The following is a 20,281-nucleotide window of genomic DNA, read 5'->3' as shown; positions in this document are numbered from 1 at the left end:
TTGCTGACAGGAGGCGGATGTGACGTGGGCCACTGGTCGGGCCGCAGGTGCGCGGGCCGGTCCGTCACACCGCGGGACCCCCGCTGCTCAGGTGGCCGGTTCAGCGGCTCACCGGTCGGCTGCAGCGCTCGGCCGCAGGGCGGTCCCGGCGGTCAGGCCCCCGCCGCCGCGGCCAGTGCGGCGGCGAGGTCCGCGGCCAGCGCGTCCACCGCGCCGGCGGGGAAGGCGTGCTCGTTGTAGCGCAGCCAGCAGCGCAGCCCGCCGTCCGGCTGCTCGGTGACGGCGAGCTCCGGGACGTGCCGGTCGCCACCGGGGAGCGGGTAGGGCACGGTGGCGTTGCGCGGCAGCTCCCACGCGGCGCAGGCCACCCCGGGCAGCTGCGCCGGGGCGCTCCAGCTCTCGTACCGCAGCCAGGCCGCGAACGGGACCAGCGGGCTGAACTCCGCGAACGGGTAGAGCTGGTGGTCCAGCGCGGCGGTGGCGGCGGCCCGCACCCGGTCGAGCAGCTCGGCGAACCCGGGCGCGCCGGAGGCGTCCACCCGCAGCAGCAGCGACTGCACGAAGCAGCCGACCGCCCGTTCCGCCTCCGGCCTGGTCCGGCCCGGTACCGGCGTCATCAGGACGAGGTCCCGCTGCCCGCTGCGTTCGGCCAGCAGCCCGCTCCACACCGCGGCCACCGCGAGGAACAGCGTGGCCCCCAGCTCCGCCGCCCGGGCCCGCAGGGCCGCCGCCCGGGCGGGCGGCACGGTGAACGCCCGGGCGGCACTCAGCACCACCTCGGTGTGCCGCCGCCCCGGGAAGGGGTCGACCGCGGCGGGCGCGCCCGCGAGCGTGGCCGCGAAGTGCGCCCGGTTGGCCGGCCAGTGCGCGTTCGACCACTCCACCAGCTCGCGGTAGGCCGGCCCGGGGCGCGCCGCCGGGGCCGGGCGGCCGTTGCGCAGTGCCGAGTAGCACACCCCCAGGTCGCGCAGCAGGACGCCGAGCGACCAGCCGTCGGCGACGAGGTGGTGGACGGCCAGCAGGACGACGTGGTCCTCCGGCCCGCGGCTCACCACGGCCAGCCGGGTCGTCGGCCCGGCCGTGTGGTCCGTCGGGCGGTCCCGTTCGGCGACCAGCCGGGCCGACACCTCGGCGTCGTCGAGGCCGGGGGCGTCCACCAGCACCACGTCGGCGGCCGGTTCGCCGTCCAGCACCGTCCGGTGGAGGCCGGGCGGGGTGTCCGGGCCGCTCCCGGGCACCGGGACGAAGCGGGTGCGCAGCGCGGGGTGGCGGCGGACCACCTCGTGCAGGGCCTCGGCCAGCGCGTCGGTCCGCAGCTCCGCCATCACCCGGAACATCACCGCCACCGAACCGACCTGGCGGCCGGGGGCCTCGGCCATCCAGCGCAGGAAGTTCTCCTGCTGCGAGGTGAGGGGCAGCGCGTGCGGCTGGGCGCGCAGCGCCCGCAGGAAGGCCGGCACGCCGGCCGCGGCCGGAGCACCGCCGGCGGGTGCGGCGGGGGCGGGGGCCGCGGTGACGGGCGGGGTGGGGGCCGTCGCCGCCTGCTCCAGCCAGGCGGCCTGGGCCCGCAGCGAGGGCCGTTCGAAGACCAGGGCCGTCCCCGCCGCGACCCCGAACTCGGCGGTGATCGCGGCGGCCAGCTGGACGGCCCGGAAGGAGTCCCCGCCGAGGGCGAAGAACTCCTCCTCCACGGCCCGGACCGGCCGCCCCAGCACGCTGCGCCACAGGCCCGCCAGCGCGAGCTCCCGTGCCGTGGCCGGCGCGGTGCCGCCCGAGGCGGTCGCGGGCTCCTCGAAGCGCGCCCGCAGGCGGTGCTTGACGACCTTGCCGCTGGGGTTGCGGGGCAGGGCGTCCGTCAGCAGGACGCGCACCGGCAGTTCGGGCCGGGCCAGCCGGGTGCCGAGGAAGAGCCGTAGCTCGTCGAGGTCGATTCCGCCGGGTGAGGGGACCACCGCGGCGACCGGCACCTGACCCATCACCGGGTGCGGCAGTCCGAGCGCGGCGGCGTCGGCGACCCGCGGGTGCTCGTGCAGCACGGCCTCGATGCGCAGCGTCGAGACCTTCAGGGCGCCGGACTTGACGATGTCGCTCTCGCGGTCGACCAGGTGGAGGTGGCCGTCCCCGTCGAGCCGGCCGAGGTCGCCCATCCGCACCCAGCCGTCCCGGAACACGTCGGCCGATCCGGCTCCGACGTACCCGCGCGGCGGGCCCGGCTGGCGCAGCCAGATCTCGCCGGTGCCGCCGGGGGCGACGGGCCGTCCGGTCTCGTCGAGGATCCGCAGGGCGGCCGGGTCGGTCGGGCGGCCGACCGACCCGGGGCGGGCCGGGTCGACGATCGCGGAGACCTGGGCGGGGGAGGCCTCGGCGGAGGTGTAGGTGTTGACGACGGTCGCCTTCGGGAGGGCGGCGCAGAGCCCGGCGGCGACGGCGGGCGGGAGCGCGGCGGCCGAGGAGCTGACCAGCAGGACGCCGGAGAGGTCCCGCCGGTCGGCTACCCCGGAGTTGAGCAGTTCGACCGCCATGGACGGCACCAGGAAGACGGTGCCCGCGCCGAACTCCTCCACCACCCGCCCGAACTCCTCCGCGTCGAAGCGCGGCAGGCAGATCGTGGCGGGCTGCGCGGTCAGCGCGTTCACCAGCACGACCTGGGCGGCGTTGGTCCCGATCGGGAAGGCGTGCACGGCGTACCGGGAGTGCGCGTACGGGCGGGGGCGGGGGGCGAGGACCAGCCCGGCGGTGAGGCTGGCGTGGGCGGCGCGGACGCCCTTGGGGGCGCCGGTGGTGCCGGAGGTCCCGATGATCTGGGCGAGGTCGCCGGGGGCGGCCCGGTGCGGGGGTTCGGCCGCGGGCGCGTCGCCGGCCCGGCCCTCGGGGCCGCCCGGGTGGCCGGGGCCGTCCAGGGCGCCGGGGTCGTTCGGTCCGGCCCTTTCGCCCAGTTCGGCCAGTTCATTCAGTCCGTCCAGTCCGTCCAGTTCGTCCAGTTCGTCCAGGCGGAGGGTGGGCAGGGAGGTGTGCGGCCCGCCTCCGGCGATCGCCAGCCGGGCCCCGGCGGCCTCGACGAGCCGGTCGACGTCCTCGGGCGGCAGGTCCTCCCGGATCACCAGCCCGGCCGCGCCGGCGTAGTGCGCGGCCAGGAACGCCACGGCGTACGCGTCCCACTCCCGGTTGGTGAACAGCAGCGCCACCCGGTCGCCGGGGCGGACCCCGGCCCGGGCCAGCCCCTGGGCGGCCCGCACCGCCCGCTCGCGCCACGTCCGGTAGGTCAGACTGCCACCGCCCGGTACCAGCAGTGCCGTCCGGTCGGGGTGCAGCGCGGCCCGGTGGTCCAGCAGTGCGGGGAGGGTGAGGGGTGCGGGGGCGGACTGGGCGCTGATGACGACTCCCGGAGGGCTGCTGACCGCTGAGTGATCCAGAACGTATCGGAACAGTGAAAGGAAGCGCCAGATCCATTCACAACTCGTCACCGCCGTTGGCCGGGGCGGTGGTTGCGGTTCAACCGGGGCACCTCTGCCACCACCACCGCGGCGGCACCCTTACCACCACCACCGCGGCGACACCTCCAGCAGCACCGCCGCGGCGGCCCCGTGCGCCGGTGCCGCCGCGTGCGGCAGGAGGTGTCAGTGCACCGACCCGGTCGACTGCCCGGCGGCGGTCGCGTGCCGGTCGTAGAGCTTCATCGCCTGCAGTCCGTGGGCCAGCGATCCGCCGGCGCGGACGGCCCCGGCGACGAAGACGACCTCGGCCAGCTCCTCGGCGGTGACGCCGTGCCTCAGGGCCTGGCCGGTGTGGACGTCGAGGCAGTACGAGCACTGGGTGGTCAACGCCACGGCGATCGCGACGAGCTCGCGGTACCGGCGCGGCACGGCACCGTCCGTGCGGTCGACGGCGGCCTGGAAGGACTGCCAGGCGGCGAACTCCGCAGGGGCCAACCGGCCGACCTGGCGGGCCCGCTGGAGGTCCGACGGGTCCTGGTAGCCGTGGTCGTGCGAGTGGCTGACGGGTTCCATGCGGGTCACCTCTGAGAACCGGGCGGGACCTGCTCCCGCCGTACGGGACCAGCTCAGCAGCGGGCCCGGCGCCCCGTCCAAGACCGTTTCGATACCGCCCGGACCGATCCGATACCGCCCGGACCAATCCGATACCGGCCGGGCCGACCCGATGCGGGCCGGGCCGACCCGATGCGGGCCGGGCCGACCCGATGCGGGCCGGACCGCTCCGTGACGAGTCGGACGGCTCCGATACGGTGTACGGCATGGACCTCCGCCGCCTGCGCTACTTCGTCGCCGTGGCCGAGGAACGGCACTTCGGCCGGGCGGCCGCCCGGCTGCACATGTCCCAGCCGCCGCTCAGCCAGCGCATCCGCGAACTGGAGCGGGAGCTGGACTGCCGGCTGCTGGAGCGTTCCGCGCAGGGCGTGCTCCTCACCGAGGCCGGTGCCGTGCTGCTGGCCGAGGCCCGCGAGCTGCTGGCGGCGGCCGACCGCACCCGGGAGCGGGTGAGCCGGACCGGCCGGCGGCGCACGCTCAGGGTGGGCACGGTCGCCGGCGCCGGACTGGAACTCGGCCCGCGGGCGGCCGAGCACTTCCGCCGCACGCACCCCGAGGCGGAGGTGCGGCTCTGCGAGTCGGAGCTCAGCGACCCGACCGCCGGACTGCGGGCCGGCCGCGTCGACATCGCCCTGACCAGGCTCCCGTTCGACACCGCGGACCTCTCGCTCCAGCCGTTGGGGGAGGAGCCCCTGGTCGCCGCCGTGCCCGCGGGCGATCCCCTGGCGGAGCACGCCGAGTTGCGGGTGGGCTCGCTGCGGGCGCGGCCCTGGATCCGGCTGCCCGAGACCGCCGACCCGGACTGGCGCGGCTACTGGCTCGGAGCGGCGGCGGGCCCGCTGCCGGGGCCCGGCTCGGCGGCGGACCGGGAACCGTCCGGTCCGGTGGTGCGCTCGGTGGCGGAGTGCCTGCACGCCGTCGTCTGGCAGGGCGCGGTCGGCATCCTGCCGGCCGGAGCGACCCACCGCCACGTCACCGAGGGCGTGGCCTACGTGCCGCTGGCCGACTACCCGCCGAGCCGCGTGGTGCTCGCCTGGCGGGAGGGCGCGGCCGACCCCGCCGTGCCCGCCTTCGTGGCGGCGGTGGTGGCGGCCGCCACGCACTGACCGCCCGCCCAGCCGGGCGGGTCCGGGTACCCCCTCGTGCCGGACCGGGCACCCCCTCGTGCCGGAACGGGCGCGGGCGTACGCTGCCGCGGTGGATGAACTTCGCTTCCGGGGTGGGGACCTCACGTTCGCGTGGCGCCGGTTGTGGCTGCCGGCGGGTCTGATCGGCGTGCAGACCGTGATCGCGACGATGCGCAACGGCGCGGAGGGGCTGGGGTGGACGGCCGCCGCGCTCGCGGTGGTGATCCCGGCGTCGGTCCTGCTGCTGAAACGGTGCTGGACGGAGGCCGGGGAGGACGGCATCAGGATCTACCGGGGGCTGGGCCGGGTGCACGGCTACCCCTGGGGTGAGGTCCGCTGGATAGCGGTGCGCCACCAGAGCGGTGGCGGGGGCGGGATGACCTCGGTGCGGATCACCCTGGTGGACGGCCGCCGCCGGACCCTGCCGGGCCTCCAGGAGAGCACCCTCTACCCGCGGCCCGGCTTCGACGCCGACCTCGCCCGGCTCAGGGCGAGTTGGGAGCGGCACGTCGACCCGTCGTTCCGGCTCGGCCCGCCGCCGCGCGAGCCGCTGCGCCGCCGGTTGCGCGGCGTGCTGCCGGGCGTCGCGCTGCTGGTCTGCGCCCTGGTGATGCTGCCGTTCGGCGTCGTCCGGCTGCTCCACGGGCTGGACGATGCCCACCGCTACGACGCCGCGCCGCGCTGCACGGTGGCGCGCCCCGCCGATGCGGCTGGGCGCTGCCTGGCGGTGGAGGTACGGGTGGTGCGCGCGATCGATCCGGCCGCGGACGGCTCCGCCACCACGGCCGTGACGGTGGGCCGGGACTGGGACGGCGCGGGCGAGGTGCTCCGCCTCGGGGAGCTGCCGGAGGGCCTGCGGGGCCTGCACACCGGCGACGAGGTGCGGGTGACCACCGCGCTCGACGGGTCCACCGTCACCGAGCTCGCCTCCGGCGCCACCAGCGTCCCGACCGTCGACTCCCCGCACCGGGCGGTCGCCCAGGACGAGGCGGGGCTGGTCTTCGCGGCCGCCGGGACCGCGCTGTTCGGGCTCTGGTGCGTCGCCGTCCGGCGCGCCCCGCGCGGCCGGTACCCGTGGTGGGCGCCGCTGGGCGCGGTGAGCCTGCTGCCGGTGGCGGTGATCGGCACCCGGGCGGACACCGCCGCGCTGCCGCTGGAGCCCTGGTCCTACTGGCCGGCCGTCGTGACGCTGCTGCTCGGTCTCGCCGTCGGCCACGCGGTGGTGCTCCGAGGCCGCGCGGCCCGCCGTCGCCGGGCCGTGCCGGTGGCCGCCCCCGAACCGGGCCGGGCGGGTGCCGTCCGCTGACCGTCCGCTGACCGGGCGGTGTCGCCGAGCGGCCGGCTCCGGGCCGGTGCCGCCCCGCCCCGGTCGGCGGAGCACATCGCGGGAGGGAGAATGGCCGACGTGACGGACACGACGCTCAACCTCTGGCGGCAGCCGCTCGACGAGGTACCCGCCGGGGTGTGGGACCGGACCGACCTGACGGTGCTCATCCTCGCCGACACCGGCCTGGCCGAACTTCCGCCCGGGATCGGGAGGTTGCAGCGGCTGCGGACACTCGACCTCGGGCACAACCGGCTCGCCGCGGTGCCCGCCGAACTGGGCGGGCTCACCGGTCTGCGCGACTTCCTCTACCTGCACGACAACGAGCTGACCGCGCTCCCCGAGGCCCTCGGCCGGCTCACCGCGTTGCGCTACCTCAACGTGGGGGAGAACCGGCTGGCCGAACTCCCCTCCACCATCGGTGACATGGTCTCCCTGGTCGAGCTGCGCGCCCAGCAGAACCGGCTGACCACCCTGCCCGCACGCCTCGGCGGCCTGCCCGCGCTGCGCGAACTCTGGTTGCGCGGCAACGCGTTGAGCGAGCTTCCGGACACCTTCGCCGGGCTCGGTGAGCTGCGCGAGCTCGAGCTGCGGGAGAACGCCTTCACCGAGGTCCCGCCGGTGCTGGCCGGGCTGCCGCTGCTGCGCCGGCTCGACCTGCGCGGCAACCGGATCACCGGACTGCCCGACTGGCTGGCCGAACTGCCCGCCCTGGAGAAGCTGGACCTGCGGTGGAACGACGTGCGGCCGTCGCCGGAGCTGCGCGAGGCGCTCGGCGCGCGCGGCTGCGTGCTGCTGCACTGAGCCGGGACGACCGGGCGGCCTGCGGGGAAAACGGATCACCGCTGCGGCCGGGGCCTGTTACCGTGGATCGCATGAAGCGCGCTGCACTCGCCACGACGACGCCGGAGAGAGTCCCGGCGCGCTGACTGCTGACCTAGTCCGAAGCCCCGGGGCCGAGTGCCCCGGGGCTTCGCCGTTCCCGGCCCACTCGCCCGCCCCGACCGAGTGGAGGGAGACCACCCGTGAACGACCACCGCAAGCTCGGCCGCGAGCTCGACCTGTTCGACACCGACCCGTTGATGGGGTCCGGCCTGCCGTACTGGCTGCCCGACGGCGCCGCGATCCGGCACACCCTGGAGGAGTTCATCCGCGGGCGCGAGCGGCGGGCCGGCTACCGGCACGTCTACTCGCCGGCGCTCGGGAAACGCGAGTTGTACGAGATCTCCGGCCACTGGGCGCACTACCGGGAGGACATGTTCCCGCCGATGGAGCTGGGGTCGGAGCAGGTGGTGCTGCGGCCGAGCCTCTGCCCGCACCACGCGCTGATCTTCCGTTCCCGCCCGCACAGCTACCGTGAACTCCCGCTGAGGATAGCAGAGTTGGGAGACATGTACCGGGCCGAGCTGTCCGGGGTGCTGGGCGGGCTGAGCAGGGTGCGGGCGATCCGGCTGAACGACGCGCACGTCTTCTGCACCCCGGAGCAGGCCGCCGACGAGGCCGCAGCGGCGCTGGAGCTGATCCGCGAGGCGCACCGGGCGCTCGGCGTCCGGCCGGTCCGCTACCGGCTCTCCCTGCCCGGCGGGGGCGGCAAGTACGTGGCGGACCGGGCACTCTGGGAACGGGCGACCGCGCTGCTGACCGGCGTCCTGGAGCGTTCCGGCGTACCGTTCGAGGCGGTGGAGGGCGAGGCCGCGTTCTACGGGCCCAAGATCGACGTGCAGATCGCCGACGGCGCCGGGCGCGAGTCGACCCTCTCCACCGTGCAGGTCGACTTCCACCAGCCCGAGCGGTTCGGCCTGCACTACACCGGCCCGGACGGTGCCAGGCACCGCCCGGTGATGGTCCACCGCAGCGTGATCGGCAGCATCGAGCGGCTGGTCGCCCACCTGATCGAGCTGTACGGCGGCGCCTTCCCGGCCTGGCTGGCCCCGACCCAGGTGGTGCTGCTGCCGGTCTCGGAGGCCGAACTGCCGCAGGCCGCGCGGCTCCGGCAGCGCTGCCTCGACCTGGGGCTGCGCGCCGAGGTCGCCGGCCCCGAGCACGGCACCCTCGGTGCGCGGATCCGGTCGGCACGGCTGGCCCCGTACCAGGCGGTGGTCGGGGCCAGGGAGGCCGCGGACGGGCGGGTCGCCCTGCGGCTGCGGGGCGGGCGGCGGCTCGACCCGCTGCCGGCGGAGGAGGCTTGGGCCCGGATCGGCGCGCTGGTGGCGGCGTGCAGTGCGGAGCTGTGGCCGGCCGGTGCGGGCCGCTGAGCCGCCGGCGGGCGGTGGCCCGGCAGCGGTGGGCATGACTGCCGTGGCGGGCATGACTGGTGGCCATACGTACGACTAGTGCGGTGCGCGGTGTGTCGGACCGGCCGGGGGCGGTGGCCGCCCGTCGAATGGGCGCGGGCGGCCGGGTCCACGGCCGCCGTCGTCCCCGCCGTCCCCCGGTCCGGACCGCTCCGGGCCGTTCCCGGAGGTTCCCATGCGCATGCCGCGTAGTCTCGCCGCCCCGGCGCTCGCCGGCTGTCTCGCCCTCGCCGGCGCCGTCGGCGCCCCGGCCGCCCAGGCGGCCTCGACCGTGCACCGCCCGCTGCCCGTACCGGACGTCCAGTACTGCGCCGCCGTCCTCGGGCACGTTCCCGGCGCCGACGGGCGCGCGCCGCTGCTCGGCCGGGCCTGTGCGCCGGACTCCCGTTCCGACGCGCTCGGCGCCGCCGTCCGGACCGTGGCGCGGGACCGCTGACCCGTCCGGTGCCCCGGGCGGGCCGCGCCGACCCGCCCGGGGCGCCGCCGGCGTCAGTACGACTGCAGCTCGATCAGGTGCCCGTCCGGGTCCCGCAGGTGGGCGCTGCGCAGGTTCGGACCCCACTCGGGGCGGTCGGTCGGGCCGACGACCGGGGTGCCGCCGTGGCGCAGGCAGAGGGTGAAGGCCTCGTCCACGTCGGGCACCCGGAGGGCGAGCATCGCGGCGTCCTGGGCGGGGGCGGCGGGCCGGGCGGGCAGGCCGGTGGTGCCGAGGGTGGCGGCCATCGCGGCGCGGTCGAAGAGCACCAGGACGGCCTGGTCGTCGACGTCCCAGTTGGCGTACGGGCCGTCGGGCGTGCCCTTGACCAGGGTGGCGCCGGTGAGCGGTGGCAGGACGGCGCGGTAGAAGCGGAAGCACTCGGCGAAGCCGGTCACGAGCAGGCGGGGGTACAGGGCGTCCACGGTCGAAGCTCCCGGGCTCGGTGGTGGTGGGTCGGGGATCGGCGGGTCAGGAATCGATGGGCCGAGGGGATGATTAGTGGGTCGTCACCCACTATAGGGACTCACCCTAGACTTGCGCCATGACCCCCGAACCGCTCCCCGCTCCGGCACCGCTCGCCGCCCCCGGACCGCCCCCCGCTCCCGACCTGCCGCCCATGCTGCTGGACCTCGACAGCTACCTGCTCTCCCGGATCGGGCGCACCGCGCGGGCCCGCCTGGCCGAGCGGCTCGCCGGACGCGGGCTGCGGCTCTGGGACATGGCCGTGCTCGCCGCCCTCGCCGACTTCGGCCCGCAGGCCCAGCGCGACCTGGTCCGGCGGCTGGGCGTCGACCCGAGCGACCTGGCCAAGGTCGCCGACCAGCTGGCCGCCGCCGGGTACGTCGAGCGGGCCCGGGACCAGACGGACCGGCGGCGGGTGACGGTCTCCGTCACCGGGGCGGGGCGGGAGCTGCTCGCGGAACTGGACGCCGAGGCGCGCGCGGTGCAGGGCGAGGTGCTGGCGCCGCTGGACGAGGCGGAGCGGCAGGCGCTGCACGGCCTGCTGCTCCGCGTCCACGAGGGGCTGGGCGGCGCGGGCAGCGGGCTGTAGGGCCGGCTGCCCGCGCCGCCCGGCGGCCGGGGCCCGGACCCCGGCCGCCGGGCGGGTCAGGCGGTGGGGCCGGGTCGGCGGGCGGGTCAGGCGGTGGGGCCGGGTCGGCGGGCGCCGGCGAACTCGCCCGCCCAGCGCGGGACGTCGAGGACGTTCTCGACCCGGGCGATCAGGGTCCCGGTGCGTTCCGCGTGGATCATCGCGCCGCCGCCCGCGTGGATCCCGACGTGGTGCAGCGGTGCGTCGGGGCGGGAGAAGAACAGCAGGTCCCCCGGGGCGAGGTCGGCGCGCTCCACCGGGGCGCTGCGGTGGAACTGGGCGACGGTGTAGTGCCCCAGCTCGACCGTGCCGTCGCTGGCCCGGAACCAGCAGTACAGCGACAGGCCGCTGCAGTCGAAGCCGACCGTGCTCTCCCCGAGGCACTTGCCGTCGAGGTAGCCGTTCTCGTCGTCGCAGAAGCCGGGGCTCGCGCCCAGGCGGTCGCCGCCGCCCCAGGCGTAGGGCACGCCGATCTGGGCGGCGGCCACCTCGGCGACCCTGCGGCCCAGCGCGGCGGCGTCGCGGGGCGCTTCCACGCGGGGCGCCCGGCCGGGGTGGGCCGCCGCCTCCGTCGCCAGTGCCGGGACGAGGCCGGCGCCCAGGGCCAGGCCCAGCACACGGCGCCGTCCGACGCCGGCGGGCTCCTCGCGGTCGCGGTCGGGCCGTGGTGCCCCCGCGGTCGAACCGGGCTCCTCGGGTGCTCGGGGTTCCATCGCTGACTCCCTGCTCTCGTCGGCCGATCGGGCGGCGGATGCGCGACGCCCAGGACCAGACCAGGATTCCGCTTCGCCGAGTTGACCCGCCATCACCCGCAGCGGTGAACCGTGGACGCACGGGCCCCGCAGTGGCGGGAAATCCGCTGGTAAATCGATTGACGGTCATTCGGGAGGCGCCAACGATGGGCGCGAACGTTCGGTCGCGACCTCGGGAGTCCAGATGAGCAGCCCCGTCACACTGATGCGTCACCCGCGCCTCACCCCCGCCGTCGACTACGCCTACGCGGCGGTCGTCGACGCCCCGGTCCGTACGCTCTGGCTCGCCGGCGCCTGCCCCCTGGACGAGGAGGGGCGGACGGTGGCGGTGGGGGACTACGAGGGGCAGGCCCACCAGGTGATGCGCAACCTGATAGCCGTCCTGGAGGAGGCCGGCGCCGGGCTCACGGACGTCGCCCGGACGACGGTGTACGTCGCTTCGGCCGACCAGGCCGACTTGGTGAAGGTCTGGGACGTCTACCGCTCCTACCTGGGCGAGCACGACGCCCCCAGCACGCTGCTGGGCGTCACCGTGCTCGGCTACGACGACCAGCTGGTGGAGGTGGAGGCCGTGGCGGTGCTGCCCTGACCGGTGCAGCGGGCCTCAGCCGCCGAAGATCGCCTTCGGCTCGCCGGTCAGCCAGACGTTCTCGATCCGGACGCGGTGCATCAGCCAGCGGTCGCCGTCGCGGAGCAGCTCGACGTCGTAGCGGTTCTTCAGCAGTGCGTGGGTGGCCGGGTCGGCGGTCAGCAGGTGCTGTGCTTCGACGAGGGCGGTGAGCCGGGCCCGGTCGCCGTCCACGGTGATCCGCGGGTTGGTGACCTGGTGGGTGGTGTTCACCCGTCCGGTGAACATGCTCAGGATCGTGTCGACGATCGGCTCCCGGCCGACCATCAGGGGCGGCTCGGCGCCCCAGGCGGCGGCCGCGGGGCGGAAGTCGAGTTCGGCGTCGGTGGTGAAGGAGGAGGCGAAGAGGTCGCGGTCCTTGAGGTCCTGACCGAGGGCGAAGCGGAGCAGCGCGTCCAGGATCTCGGTGCGGTCGCGGAGTTCGGCGGTGACGGCGGCGAGGTCGGCGGCGGGGGCGGTGAGCGCGCGGCCGGTGGTGACGAACATGGGAACTCCCGTGGGGGTGAGCGGCCTTGGCGGGCCTCGGTGGACGGCTCCACTCTCCCCCGGGGGCGGTGGGGTGATCAACGGCGGTCCGTGCAACGATCGTGAAGGGAGACTGAACGATGAGCGGTGCTTCACGATGAAGCGCGGCTGCTGACGCCGGCGGCTGGGCGACGGGCGGTGCGTGCCGCGGCGAACGGGGGCGGGGATGCCGGAGCGGCACGAGATCGAGACCTTCCTGGTGCTGTCGGAGGAGCTGCACTTCGGGCGGACGGCCGAGCGGCTGCACGTCTCGACCGCGCGGGTCAGCCAGACCGTGCGGAAGCTCGAACGCCGGGTGGGTGCACCGCTGTTCGCCCGGACGAGCCGCCGGGTCGAGCCGACGGCGATCGGCCGGCAGCTGGCGGAGGAGCTGGGGCCGGCGTGGCGGGCGGTCGGCGCGGCCGTCCAGCGCGCCACCGACGCGGCGCACGGGCAGGCCGGGGAGCTGCGGGTGGCCTATGCAGAGCCGGCCGCCGGCCAGCTGCTGTTCGGGGTCGCCGAGCTCTTCCGAGGGCGGCTGGCGGGGTGGGAGGTGGTGCTGCGTGAGGCGCCGCTGCTGCAGCGGCTCGACCTGTTGCGGGCGGGTGAGGTGGATCTCGTGTTCGCGGAGTTCCCGCTGCTCTCACCGGAGTTGGTGATGGGGCCGGTGCTGGTCAGCGAACCCCGGATGCTCGCCGTTCCGGCGGGGCACCGATTGGCCGAGGCGGCCTCGGTGGCGCCCGAGGACCTGCTCGGGGTGCCGTTCGTCCGGCTGCCCGCGGACCTGCCGGAGTCCTTCCGGGAGGACCGGGGGCCCCGGTCCGTGCTGGGCGGCGGCGCACCGGGCGGCCCGTCATCGGGTGGCGGGCCGTCGGGCGCTGCGCCGGGTGGCGGGCCGTCGGGCTCGGTTGCCCCGCGCGGTGCTCCGGCTCCTCGACCGTCCGTCGGGGAGGCGTCCGCGCTCGGGCCGGTGGGCGGCACGCTGAACGAGGTGCTGATGCTGGTCGGGGCCGGGCTCGGGGTGTTCCCGGTCGGAGCGCAGACCCGGCGCTACCACGCCCGCCCGGACGTGGTGTACCGGCCGCTGGCCGGTGCGGCGCCGGTGGAGTGGGGCCTGCTCTGGCACCGTGACCGCTCCACCGCCGCCGGCCGGGCTTTCGTCCGCGCGGCCCAGGAGCTGCTGGGCGCGGGGGAGCCGGACCAGCCGTGACGCCGGGCCGTGACGCCGGGCGGTGTCGCCGGCCCGTGACAGCGGGCGACGCCGGCTGGCTGTGGAGGGCGGCGTGGTCAGCAGTGGGCGGCGGCCGTGCGCGATGCGGGCCGCCGCCCGGACGGATCGGGCCTTTGCGGAGGCGTCAGGGGTGAGGTGTCAGGAGGAGGTGTCAGGAGGAGGCGTCGGGGTGAGGCGTCAGGAGGAGGCGAGCAGGGCGTCCAGCTTCCGGTAGCCCTCGACCACGCCGTGCTCCATGCCGCTGGCCAGGATGGCGTCGCGGGCGGTGAGGCTGTCGACCACGGAGAGCACGGTGACGCGGGTACGGCCCTCGCCCACGGGTTCGAAGACGGCGGTGTCCAGCGAGACGCCGTCCGGCACGCCCTCGAAGGTGAAGGTCTGGACGAGCCGGCTCGCCGGTCGGACTTCGTGGAAGGAGCCGTAGAAGGCGGCGACCTGCTGCCCCTCGCGGTGCATGGAGTAGCGGTAGTGGCCGCCGGTGCGCCCCTCCCAGGTGTCGATCTTCATGTCGAGGTCCTGGGGGCCGAGCCACCGGGCGACCAGCTCGGGCTCGATCCAGGCGCGGAACACCCTCTCCTGCGGGGCGTCGAACTCGCGGACGATCCGGATGGTCGGCAGTGCCGGGTCCGCGTCGATCCGGGTCTCGTGGCCGGTGGCGGAGGTCATGACGGGTCTCCTTCGTGTTGCGCGGGTCGGCCGTCCCGTGCGGGCCGGTCGCTCCCTCCGGTGTGCTCGGAGTGTTCTGTCCGTTCTGTCTGTTCTGCGTGTCGCTTCCGGTCGGGGCGGGGCCCGGGGGTCTCGTCGTCGGCCATGGCCGCGAGGACGGCGTCCAGGCGGCCGAAGCGCTCCTCCGCCTGGCGGCGGTACCGCTCGATCCAGCTCGTCATCAGGTCGAACACCTGCGGCTCCAGGTGGCACGGCCGTCGCTGCGCGTCCCGGCTGCGGCTCACCAGTCCGGCCTCCTCGAGCACCTTGAGGTGCTTGGAGACGGCCTGCATGGACATCGCGTAGGACTCGGCCAGCTCGCCGACGGTGGCGTCCCGGACCGAGAGCCGGGCGACGATGTCGCGCCTGGTCGGATCGGCCAGGGCGACGAACGCCCGGGACAGCTGGTCGACGGCCACCACGCACCTCTGTTCTTCCGCAACCGATTGGTTGAGGACAACGGTACTCCCGGGCTCCGGGCTATTCAACCTTTCGGTTGTGGACGAGGCTGTCGTCGCCGAACGGGAGATTGGAATACCGATCGTTCGGTTTTGTCGGTGGCGAAGGATGCTGGTGCGGCTGCCGTTTCCGGGTGCCCGGTGGAGGCTTCGCGTCTCCTGTGGAAGGACCGGGGAGGCAGGTGGGGGAGAAGGAGCCTTTGGGGTGATTCCCGGACTTCGTCTTGTCGCTCTCGGGCCACCGGTAGCTAAGATACGGGGTGTTTGGTTTTGTTTTCCGGAGCTCTGGGCGGGGTGGTTGCGGGTGGTACGGCAGGAGCGGGCGCTCCGGACGCGTCGGCTGATCCTCGAGGCGGCGGCGTCGGTCTTCGACGAGTTCGGCTACGAGGGCGCCACCATCGGCGAGGTGGTCTCGCGGGCCGGGGTGACGCGCGGCGCGGTGTACTTCCATTTCGCTTCCAAGCGGGATCTCGCCCAGGGTGTCGTGGAGGAGCAGTTCGTCCAGGACGGTGTGCCCGAACGGGTCTGCAAACTGCAGGAGTTCGTGGACACCGGGATGGTGGTGGCCTATCTGATGCCGCGTGACCCGCTGCTCAGCGCGGGGGCCCGGCTCTCGCTCGGCCAGGACGTCTTCGACGATCTCGGCGGCGGGGCGATCCCCGGGTGGATCGGACGCCTGGAGGCGCTGCTGACCGCCGCCGGGGAGCGCGGCGAGCTGCTGCCGCACATCGTGCCGGCCGACACGGCCTGGCTGGTCACGGCCGCCTGGACGGGCGTGCAGATCCAGTCGCAGAAGCTGTCCGGGCGGGCGGACCTGGAGCAGCGGGTGGCCGGGCTGTTCCAGCACCTGATGCCGAGCATCGCGGTGCCGGGCGTGCTCGGCTCGCTGCAGATGGGGCCGGACCGCGGCGCCCGGGTGGTCGCGGAGGTGGCCGCCGCCCGGGCGGCCGAGGAAGCCGGCGCAGACCCGGGCGCGGACCCGGCCGAGGAGCGCTCCGGGGTCGGGGCGGTCGTCGACGAGGTCGGCGTCCGGTGAGCTGAAGTCCATGGTGGCGCAGCCTGGTTGACCTCGGTGGGCGTCCTCCCCGCCCGCGGCGGCGCGCCGGGTCGGGAGCGGGCGGCGGGCGCGCGCGGGGGCGGCCGAGCGGGGGCTGCCGCGCGGGCCGGCCCGGTCGGACCGGATGAAGACGTGGCGGTGCGGGGCCCGAGGGGTCCGGCGCCGCCTTCGGCACGTCCGTGGCCGGTCGCTCCGGGTGCCGCAGCCGTGACGCTCGGTCGATCCGACTGGCCGTCCAGCCCCGGGCCACCCATTCCACAGAAACAAACAGCGCGTTCGGTTTTGTATTGACAAACCGCGCGTCCTGTTTTTGACTGGTGACAGTCGCCCTAGGGGTGTCGACCCGGGTGCCGGCCGCGGCGGACAGGCCTGCGGCGTTCCGTGTGATTGGGGTGGTCATCGTGGAAATTCGGGTGCTCGGGGCGCTGGACGTCCGGGTGTGCGGGGTCTCGGTGGTGCCGTCGGCACCGAAGCCGCGTCAGGTGCTGGGGTTGCTGGCCCTGCGGGCCGACCAGGTGGTGCCGGCAAGGGCGTTGGCCGACGAGCTGTGGTCCGGGCGACCGCCGCGCAGCGCGCGCACCACCGTCCAGACGTACGTGCTCCAGCTGCGCGACATGATCGACCGCGCGCTCGGGCAGGTGGGCGCGGCGGCCGGGGTCTCCTGCGCCAAGGACGTGCTGGTGACCTCGCCCGGCGGCTACATGCTCAACAGCGGTGGCGGGATGACGGACGTCCGGGAGTTCGAGCGCCTGGCCGGCATGGGCTACCGCGCCATGGACGGCGAGGACCACCCGCTGGCCGCCCGGATGCTCGCCGAGGCGCTCGGCCTGTGGCGCGGGGCGGCCTTCGCCGACGTCCCGGCCGGCGGTCAGCTGGGGGTGGAGGCGAAGCGGTTGGAGGAGACCCGGCTCTGTGCGCTGGACCAGCGGATCGAGGCGGACCTGCGGCTGGGCCGGCACCGGGTGCTGCTCGCCGAACTGACTGTGCTGGTGGACCGCTACCGCACCCACGAGAGCCTGCACGGCCAGTACATGATCGCCCTGCACCGATCCGGCCGGCGCGGCGAGGCGCTGGAGGCCTACCAGCGCCTGCGCAACACCCTGGTCCGGGAGTTGGGCATGGAGCCGTCGATCGGCCTGCGGCGGCTGCAGCGCTCGATCCTGATGACCGGGCCGGAGCGTCCGGAGCGCGAGGCGGCCGCGCCCGCCAGGGCGGAGGCGGCGGCCGGGTCGGAGCCGGCCGCCGCCCGGCTCAGTCGGGTCGGCTGAGGCTCCGCGGAGTTCGTCGCCGAAGGCGTTGCGGCACCGGGCGTCCCGCCCGGGCGAGGTCGGAACCTGCTGGTCGCTGTGAGGGGTTGTGGGTCGGGTGGTGCAGGAGAGGTCGGAACGGACGCGCGGACGGCTGGTGGAGGCGGGGGCGGAACTGTTCGACCGTCACGGCTACGCCGGTGCGACGCTCGGCGAGATCGCCGGAGCCGCGGGGGTGACCAAGGGGGCGCTCTACTTCCACTTCGCGTCCAAGGACGAGTTGGCCAGAGCGGTGTTCCAGCAGGCCGAGCGCTCCCTGCGCAGTGCCTGCCGCGCGCTGCGCGCGACCGCCTCCCCGCTCCAGACGCTGATCGACTCGGGCTACTGGCTGGTCGACGCCCTGGGCTCGGACGCGGTGGTGCGCGCCGCGTTCCGTCTCGGCCGCGAGGGCGGTGGCTGGCAGTCCGGCCCGGCGGCCCCGGGTGCGGCCGCCGTCGGTGCGGCCGGCCCCGGTGGGACCGCCTCCGGTGTCGCCGCCACCGGCACCACCGCCCCGGTCGAGGGGGTGCCGGGCTTCCACGGCATCTGGGCCGGCGTCGTCCGCGAACTGCTCGTCGGGGCGCGCCGCGCCGGTGAACTGCGCGACCGGCCGGGCGTCCTGGGGCCGGAGACCCTCGTGGTGGCGGCCGCCTGCGGCCTGGAGGTGGTCTTCGGCGACGGCGGCGCCGACGAGGAGCGCGCCCGCCGGGTCGGCGCCCTGTGGGAGTGGCTGCTGCCCTGCCTCGTCCCCCCGGGCGGGTCGGGCGCCTACCGGACCAGGCCGCGGGCGCCGCTGCCCGCCTGAGCCCGGCCGGGGTGCGGGCCGCGGCACCCGGCGGGCCGACGGGCCCGTCACCCGCCCCCGGCCCGTCAACCCGTCCCGCCCCCCCGGCCGGGGCCGGTCACGCCGTGTGCAGGCGGTCCGCCAGGCCGGCGGCGGTGAACGCGGCCACCAGGTCGTCCCGGCCCTCGGTGAAGTGGGCCCAGCTGTCGTGGTGGACCGGGACCACCCGGCGGGCGCCCAGGATCCGGGCGGCCTCGGCCGCCTGCTTGCTGTCCAGGACGAGGGGCTCGCCGTCGAAGAGGACGGGGAAGCGGGGCGCCCCGGCGAAGAGGACCGCGGTGTCCACGGGGGCGAACCGTTCGGCGATCTCCCGGACGGCGTCGAGCGAGGCGTTGTCGCCGCTGACGTAGACGGTGGGCAGCCCCTCGCCGGTCAGGACGAAGCCGACGACCTGCCCGGTGACGGCCTCGACGTCCTCGCGGGCCCCCGGTCCGTGCAGGGCGGGTGCGGCGGTCACCGTGACGGTGCCGCCGCCGGGGCGGTCCAGGGTGACCGACTCCCAGTCGGCCAGGCCCCTCGCGGTGCCCCCGAGGCGCCGGCCGCCGCCGGGGGTGGTGAGGGTGAGCGGCACGTCGGCGAGCAGTGCCCGGCCGGAGTGGTCGAGGTTGTCGGCGTGCTCGTCGTGGGAGAGCAGGACCACGTCGACGCGGCCGACGTCGGCGGGGCCGCCGGCGGCCGGGGCGGTCTTGGTCAGGACCGGGCCGCCCGGGCGCTGGTAGTCGCCCGGGGCGTCGAAGGTCGGGTCGGTGAGGAAGCGCAGGCCGCCGTACTCGAAGAGGGCGGTCGGGCCGCCGAAGAGGCGGACGGGGAACTGCTCGACGGTCGGGTCGGAAGAAGCCATGGCGAAGCACACCTCACGGATGGGAGTGGTTTATCCGTGAGAAACCGTAGCGGGCTCTCACGGATGGGCGCAACCGATACCATGAGATCCATGAGGGAGACCCAGACCGACGAAGCCGCCGTGCCACCCGCGCCGGGGGAGGAGCAGCACCCCTCCCTCGCCCTGGTCAACAGCTCCGTCACGGTGCCCGGCGGCTACGTCCTGGACCGCCTCGCCACCCCGGCGGGGACCAACCGGTGGCTCCTCGAACACGCCCTCGCCCCGGCCGACGCCGGCCTGCAGGACATGTGCGCGGGCCTGGTGCGCGCGATGCGCGAGCAGGTCAGGGCACTGTTCGCGGCCAGGGTCGCCGGACTGCCCGCGCTCCCCGCCGCCCTGTCCGCCGTCAACGACGCCCTGACCCGGCTGCCCACGGCCCGGCTGCTCTGCTGGGACGAGGAGACCGGCCCCTACCGGGCGGCCCCGCACCCCACCGCCGCGATCGTCGAACACGCCCTCGCGGCCCTCGCCGCCGACGCCGCCGACCTGCTGACCGGCCCCGACGCCGAGCGCCTCACCGCCTGCGGCTCCACCCCCTGCACCCGCTACCTGCTCCGGCACGGACGCCGCCACTGGTGCTCCACCCGCTGCGGCGACCGGGCCCGCGCGGCCCGCGCCTACGCCCGGCGCACCCGCCCCGAACAGGACTGAACCCCGGGCCCGGCGGGGGCCGGCCGGGGCGGGCCCGCTCCTCCGAACGGACCCCGTGGCCTTGCCCGGGCCCCCACCGGGCCGTGCGATGGAGGTGCCGGGGACGGCGCCGGCGGCCGCCGGGCGCCCGGAACGAGGTCAGGAGCCCGCCCGTGTTCGTTCGCACCGGCTACTTCACCGGGGATCCCGCCCTCCTCGACGGGGCCCTCGACGGGCTGCGCGCCGAGGCGGTCGGGCTGCTGTCCGCGCAGCCCGGCTACCGGGGCTACGGACTGTTCGCCGACCGGGAGCTCGGCATCGTCACCATGGGCTCCTGGTGGGAGAGCCGGCAGGCCGAGCAGGACAGCGACCGCCGGCTGCGCGGCCGGCGCGACGACCTGCTCGCCCCGTTCGCCGCAACGGCGACCACCGAGGTGTGGGAGGCCGTGGTGGCCTCCCGGCCGGCCGCGGCCGCGCCGGGGTCGTGGTTCCGCGTCGTGGGGTTCGACCTCGACCGGGCCGACGCCGAGCGGGTCGCCGCCCGCTTCCGTGAGGACGGCCTACCCGCGCTGCAGCGCATCGACGGCTACCTCGGCGGCTCGATGCTGATCAGCGTCGAGGACGAACGCGGCGCGGTGGGCGGGTTGTTCGCCGACCGGGCCGCCCTGGTCGCCTCGCGCGGGGCCGCCGCCGCGACCCGGGCCCGGGGGATGGCGTCCGGCGGGCTGACCCTGCGTTCGCTGCAGGAGTTCGAGACCGTCCTGCTGGACCTCCCGCAGTCGCGCTGAGCGCCCCGCCGTCGCCTCCGGCCGGTGCTCCCCGGTCCTGGACCGTCCCCGATCGCCCCCGTCCGCTCGACCACGACCAGGACCGCGACCACGACCGTGCCCGGCCGCGCCGGAACGCCCGCCGGCGCACCGGTCGCCGCCGGAACCGCGCCGACACGC

21 protein-coding genes are annotated in these 20,281 nt (G+C 75.9%); 13 read left to right on the top strand and 8 right to left on the bottom strand.

Annotation, left to right across the window (positions count from 1 at the left end):
- Window positions 1-152: 152 nt before the first annotated feature.
- Window positions 153-3,464: an AMP-binding protein gene (locus ACFYUY_RS09080; RefSeq protein ID WP_387899490.1), complete on the bottom strand. Its 3,312-nt coding sequence runs from the start codon at window positions 3,462-3,464 to the stop codon at window positions 153-155.
- 153 nt (window positions 3,465-3,617) lie between these two features.
- Window positions 3,618-4,007 carry a carboxymuconolactone decarboxylase family protein gene (locus tag ACFYUY_RS09075; protein ID WP_360219037.1) on the bottom strand — a complete coding sequence of 130 codons (390 nt, stop codon included), beginning with the start codon at window positions 4,005-4,007 and terminating at the stop codon, window positions 3,618-3,620.
- A 245-nt stretch (window positions 4,008-4,252) separates the two neighbouring features.
- On the opposite strand from ACFYUY_RS09075, the gene ACFYUY_RS09070 reads away from it, so the two are divergent.
- The 5 genes from ACFYUY_RS09070 to ACFYUY_RS09050 all read left to right on the top strand — a co-directional run bounded on the left by ACFYUY_RS09070 (window position 4,253) and on the right by ACFYUY_RS09050 (window position 9,227).
- Complete coding sequence (locus ACFYUY_RS09070) at window positions 4,253-5,152, top strand: LysR family transcriptional regulator (RefSeq protein ID WP_387899487.1); 900 nt, start codon at window positions 4,253-4,255, stop codon at window positions 5,150-5,152.
- 91 nt (window positions 5,153-5,243) lie between these two features.
- Window positions 5,244-6,479, top strand: coding sequence for a hypothetical protein (locus tag ACFYUY_RS09065; protein ID WP_387899485.1), 1,236 nt, complete (start codon window positions 5,244-5,246; stop codon window positions 6,477-6,479).
- Window positions 6,480-6,578: 99 nt separating this feature from the next.
- Window positions 6,579-7,301, top strand: a complete 723-nt coding sequence (locus ACFYUY_RS09060) for a leucine-rich repeat domain-containing protein (protein ID WP_387899482.1) — start codon at window positions 6,579-6,581, stop codon at window positions 7,299-7,301.
- A 221-nt stretch (window positions 7,302-7,522) separates the two neighbouring features.
- Entirely contained in the window at window positions 7,523-8,752 is a 1,230-nt protein-coding gene (gene thrS, locus ACFYUY_RS09055; protein ID WP_387899479.1) for a threonine--tRNA ligase, read from the top strand.
- Window positions 8,753-8,972: 220 nt separating this feature from the next.
- Complete coding sequence (locus ACFYUY_RS09050) at window positions 8,973-9,227, top strand: hypothetical protein (RefSeq protein WP_360219022.1); 255 nt, start codon at window positions 8,973-8,975, stop codon at window positions 9,225-9,227.
- Window positions 9,228-9,280: 53 nt separating this feature from the next.
- Here ACFYUY_RS09050 and ACFYUY_RS09045 read toward each other — a convergent pair whose 3' ends face one another.
- Window positions 9,281-9,691, bottom strand: coding sequence for a VOC family protein (locus ACFYUY_RS09045; RefSeq protein WP_360219019.1), 411 nt, complete (start codon window positions 9,689-9,691; stop codon window positions 9,281-9,283).
- 119 nt (window positions 9,692-9,810) lie between these two features.
- Here ACFYUY_RS09045 and ACFYUY_RS09040 point away from each other — a divergent pair, with 119 nt between their 5' ends.
- Window positions 9,811-10,320, top strand: a complete 510-nt coding sequence (locus tag ACFYUY_RS09040) for a MarR family winged helix-turn-helix transcriptional regulator (protein ID WP_387899475.1) — start codon at window positions 9,811-9,813, stop codon at window positions 10,318-10,320.
- An 86-nt stretch (window positions 10,321-10,406) separates the two neighbouring features.
- Here the strand turns inward: ACFYUY_RS09040 and ACFYUY_RS09035 are convergent, their stop codons facing one another.
- On the bottom strand, window positions 10,407-11,072 hold the full coding sequence (locus tag ACFYUY_RS09035; protein WP_387899472.1) for a C40 family peptidase: 666 nt from the start codon (window positions 11,070-11,072) through the stop codon (window positions 10,407-10,409).
- 223 nt (window positions 11,073-11,295) lie between these two features.
- Between ACFYUY_RS09035 and ACFYUY_RS09030 the strand changes: the two genes are divergently transcribed.
- Window positions 11,296-11,700, top strand: coding sequence for a RidA family protein (locus tag ACFYUY_RS09030; RefSeq protein WP_387899469.1), 405 nt, complete (start codon window positions 11,296-11,298; stop codon window positions 11,698-11,700).
- A gap of 15 nt (window positions 11,701-11,715) precedes the next feature.
- On the opposite strand, the gene ACFYUY_RS09025 is transcribed toward ACFYUY_RS09030, so the two are convergent.
- Complete coding sequence (locus tag ACFYUY_RS09025; protein WP_360223285.1) at window positions 11,716-12,225, bottom strand: nuclear transport factor 2 family protein; 510 nt, start codon at window positions 12,223-12,225, stop codon at window positions 11,716-11,718.
- A 205-nt stretch (window positions 12,226-12,430) separates the two neighbouring features.
- Between ACFYUY_RS09025 and ACFYUY_RS09020 the strand changes: the two genes are divergently transcribed.
- The gene (locus tag ACFYUY_RS09020) at window positions 12,431-13,453 is read left to right on the top strand and encodes a LysR substrate-binding domain-containing protein (RefSeq protein ID WP_387899466.1); all 1,023 of its coding nucleotides are present in this window, start codon (window positions 12,431-12,433) and stop codon (window positions 13,451-13,453) included.
- A gap of 198 nt (window positions 13,454-13,651) precedes the next feature.
- Here the strand turns inward: ACFYUY_RS09020 and ACFYUY_RS09015 are convergent, their stop codons facing one another.
- Window positions 13,652-14,140: an SRPBCC family protein gene (locus ACFYUY_RS09015; RefSeq protein ID WP_387899463.1), complete on the bottom strand. Its 489-nt coding sequence runs from the start codon at window positions 14,138-14,140 to the stop codon at window positions 13,652-13,654.
- Window positions 14,137-14,598 carry an ArsR/SmtB family transcription factor gene (locus ACFYUY_RS09010; RefSeq protein WP_387899461.1) on the bottom strand — a complete coding sequence of 154 codons (462 nt, stop codon included), beginning with the start codon at window positions 14,596-14,598 and terminating at the stop codon, window positions 14,137-14,139. The genes ACFYUY_RS09015 and ACFYUY_RS09010 overlap by 4 nt, the downstream gene beginning before the upstream one ends.
- 343 nt (window positions 14,599-14,941) lie before the next feature.
- Between ACFYUY_RS09010 and ACFYUY_RS09005 the strand changes: the two genes are divergently transcribed.
- From ACFYUY_RS09005 to ACFYUY_RS08995, 3 genes are all read left to right on the top strand, one after another.
- Window positions 14,942-15,673, top strand: coding sequence for a ScbR family autoregulator-binding transcription factor (locus ACFYUY_RS09005; RefSeq protein WP_360223297.1), 732 nt, complete (start codon window positions 14,942-14,944; stop codon window positions 15,671-15,673).
- A gap of 422 nt (window positions 15,674-16,095) precedes the next feature.
- A complete protein-coding gene (locus ACFYUY_RS09000) occupies window positions 16,096-16,962 on the top strand; it encodes an AfsR/SARP family transcriptional regulator (RefSeq protein WP_363365654.1) in 867 nt (288 codons plus the stop codon).
- Between the two features lie 97 nt (window positions 16,963-17,059).
- Window positions 17,060-17,785, top strand: a complete 726-nt coding sequence (locus ACFYUY_RS08995) for a TetR family transcriptional regulator (RefSeq protein WP_387899457.1) — start codon at window positions 17,060-17,062, stop codon at window positions 17,783-17,785.
- Window positions 17,786-17,882: 97 nt separating this feature from the next.
- Here ACFYUY_RS08995 and ACFYUY_RS08990 read toward each other — a convergent pair whose 3' ends face one another.
- Window positions 17,883-18,665, bottom strand: coding sequence for an MBL fold metallo-hydrolase (locus tag ACFYUY_RS08990; RefSeq protein ID WP_360221720.1), 783 nt, complete (start codon window positions 18,663-18,665; stop codon window positions 17,883-17,885).
- Window positions 18,666-18,755: 90 nt separating this feature from the next.
- Between ACFYUY_RS08990 and ACFYUY_RS08985 the strand changes: the two genes are divergently transcribed.
- Complete coding sequence (locus tag ACFYUY_RS08985) at window positions 18,756-19,355, top strand: ABATE domain-containing protein (RefSeq protein ID WP_360221723.1); 600 nt, start codon at window positions 18,756-18,758, stop codon at window positions 19,353-19,355.
- 152 nt (window positions 19,356-19,507) lie between these two features.
- Entirely contained in the window at window positions 19,508-20,122 is a 615-nt protein-coding gene (locus ACFYUY_RS08980; protein WP_360221726.1) for a hypothetical protein, read from the top strand.
- The last annotated feature ends 159 nt before the right edge of the window (window positions 20,123-20,281 follow it).

This window comes from Kitasatospora sp. NPDC004745 (assembly GCF_042873275.1).
In the GTDB taxonomy this organism is placed as follows: domain Bacteria; phylum Actinomycetota; class Actinomycetes; order Streptomycetales; family Streptomycetaceae; genus Kitasatospora.
This window is presented reverse-complemented; position numbering and strand designations above follow the sequence as displayed.

Bases quoted from the DNA above. Each gene is read 5' to 3' on its own strand.
- ACFYUY_RS09025 (WP_360223285.1), bottom strand. From the start codon at position 12,225: ATGTTCGTCACCACCGGCCGCGCGCTCACCGCCCCCGCCGCCGACCTC.
- ACFYUY_RS09040 (WP_387899475.1), top strand. From the start codon at position 9,811: ATGACCCCCGAACCGCTCCCCGCTCCGGCACCGCTCGCCGCCCCCGGA.
- ACFYUY_RS09015 (WP_387899463.1), bottom strand. From the start codon at position 14,140: ATGACCTCCGCCACCGGCCACGAGACCCGGATCGACGCGGACCCGGCA.
- ACFYUY_RS09035 (WP_387899472.1), bottom strand. From the start codon at position 11,072: ATGGAACCCCGAGCACCCGAGGAGCCCGGTTCGACCGCGGGGGCACCA.
- ACFYUY_RS08985 (WP_360221723.1), top strand. From the start codon at position 18,756: ATGAGGGAGACCCAGACCGACGAAGCCGCCGTGCCACCCGCGCCGGGG.
- ACFYUY_RS09070 (WP_387899487.1), top strand. From the start codon at position 4,253: ATGGACCTCCGCCGCCTGCGCTACTTCGTCGCCGTGGCCGAGGAACGG.
- ACFYUY_RS09020 (WP_387899466.1), top strand. From the start codon at position 12,431: ATGCCGGAGCGGCACGAGATCGAGACCTTCCTGGTGCTGTCGGAGGAG.
- ACFYUY_RS09050 (WP_360219022.1), top strand. From the start codon at position 8,973: ATGCCGCGTAGTCTCGCCGCCCCGGCGCTCGCCGGCTGTCTCGCCCTC.
- ACFYUY_RS09075 (WP_360219037.1), bottom strand. From the start codon at position 4,007: ATGGAACCCGTCAGCCACTCGCACGACCACGGCTACCAGGACCCGTCG.
- ACFYUY_RS08990 (WP_360221720.1), bottom strand. From the start codon at position 18,665: ATGGCTTCTTCCGACCCGACCGTCGAGCAGTTCCCCGTCCGCCTCTTC.
- ACFYUY_RS09030 (WP_387899469.1), top strand. From the start codon at position 11,296: ATGAGCAGCCCCGTCACACTGATGCGTCACCCGCGCCTCACCCCCGCC.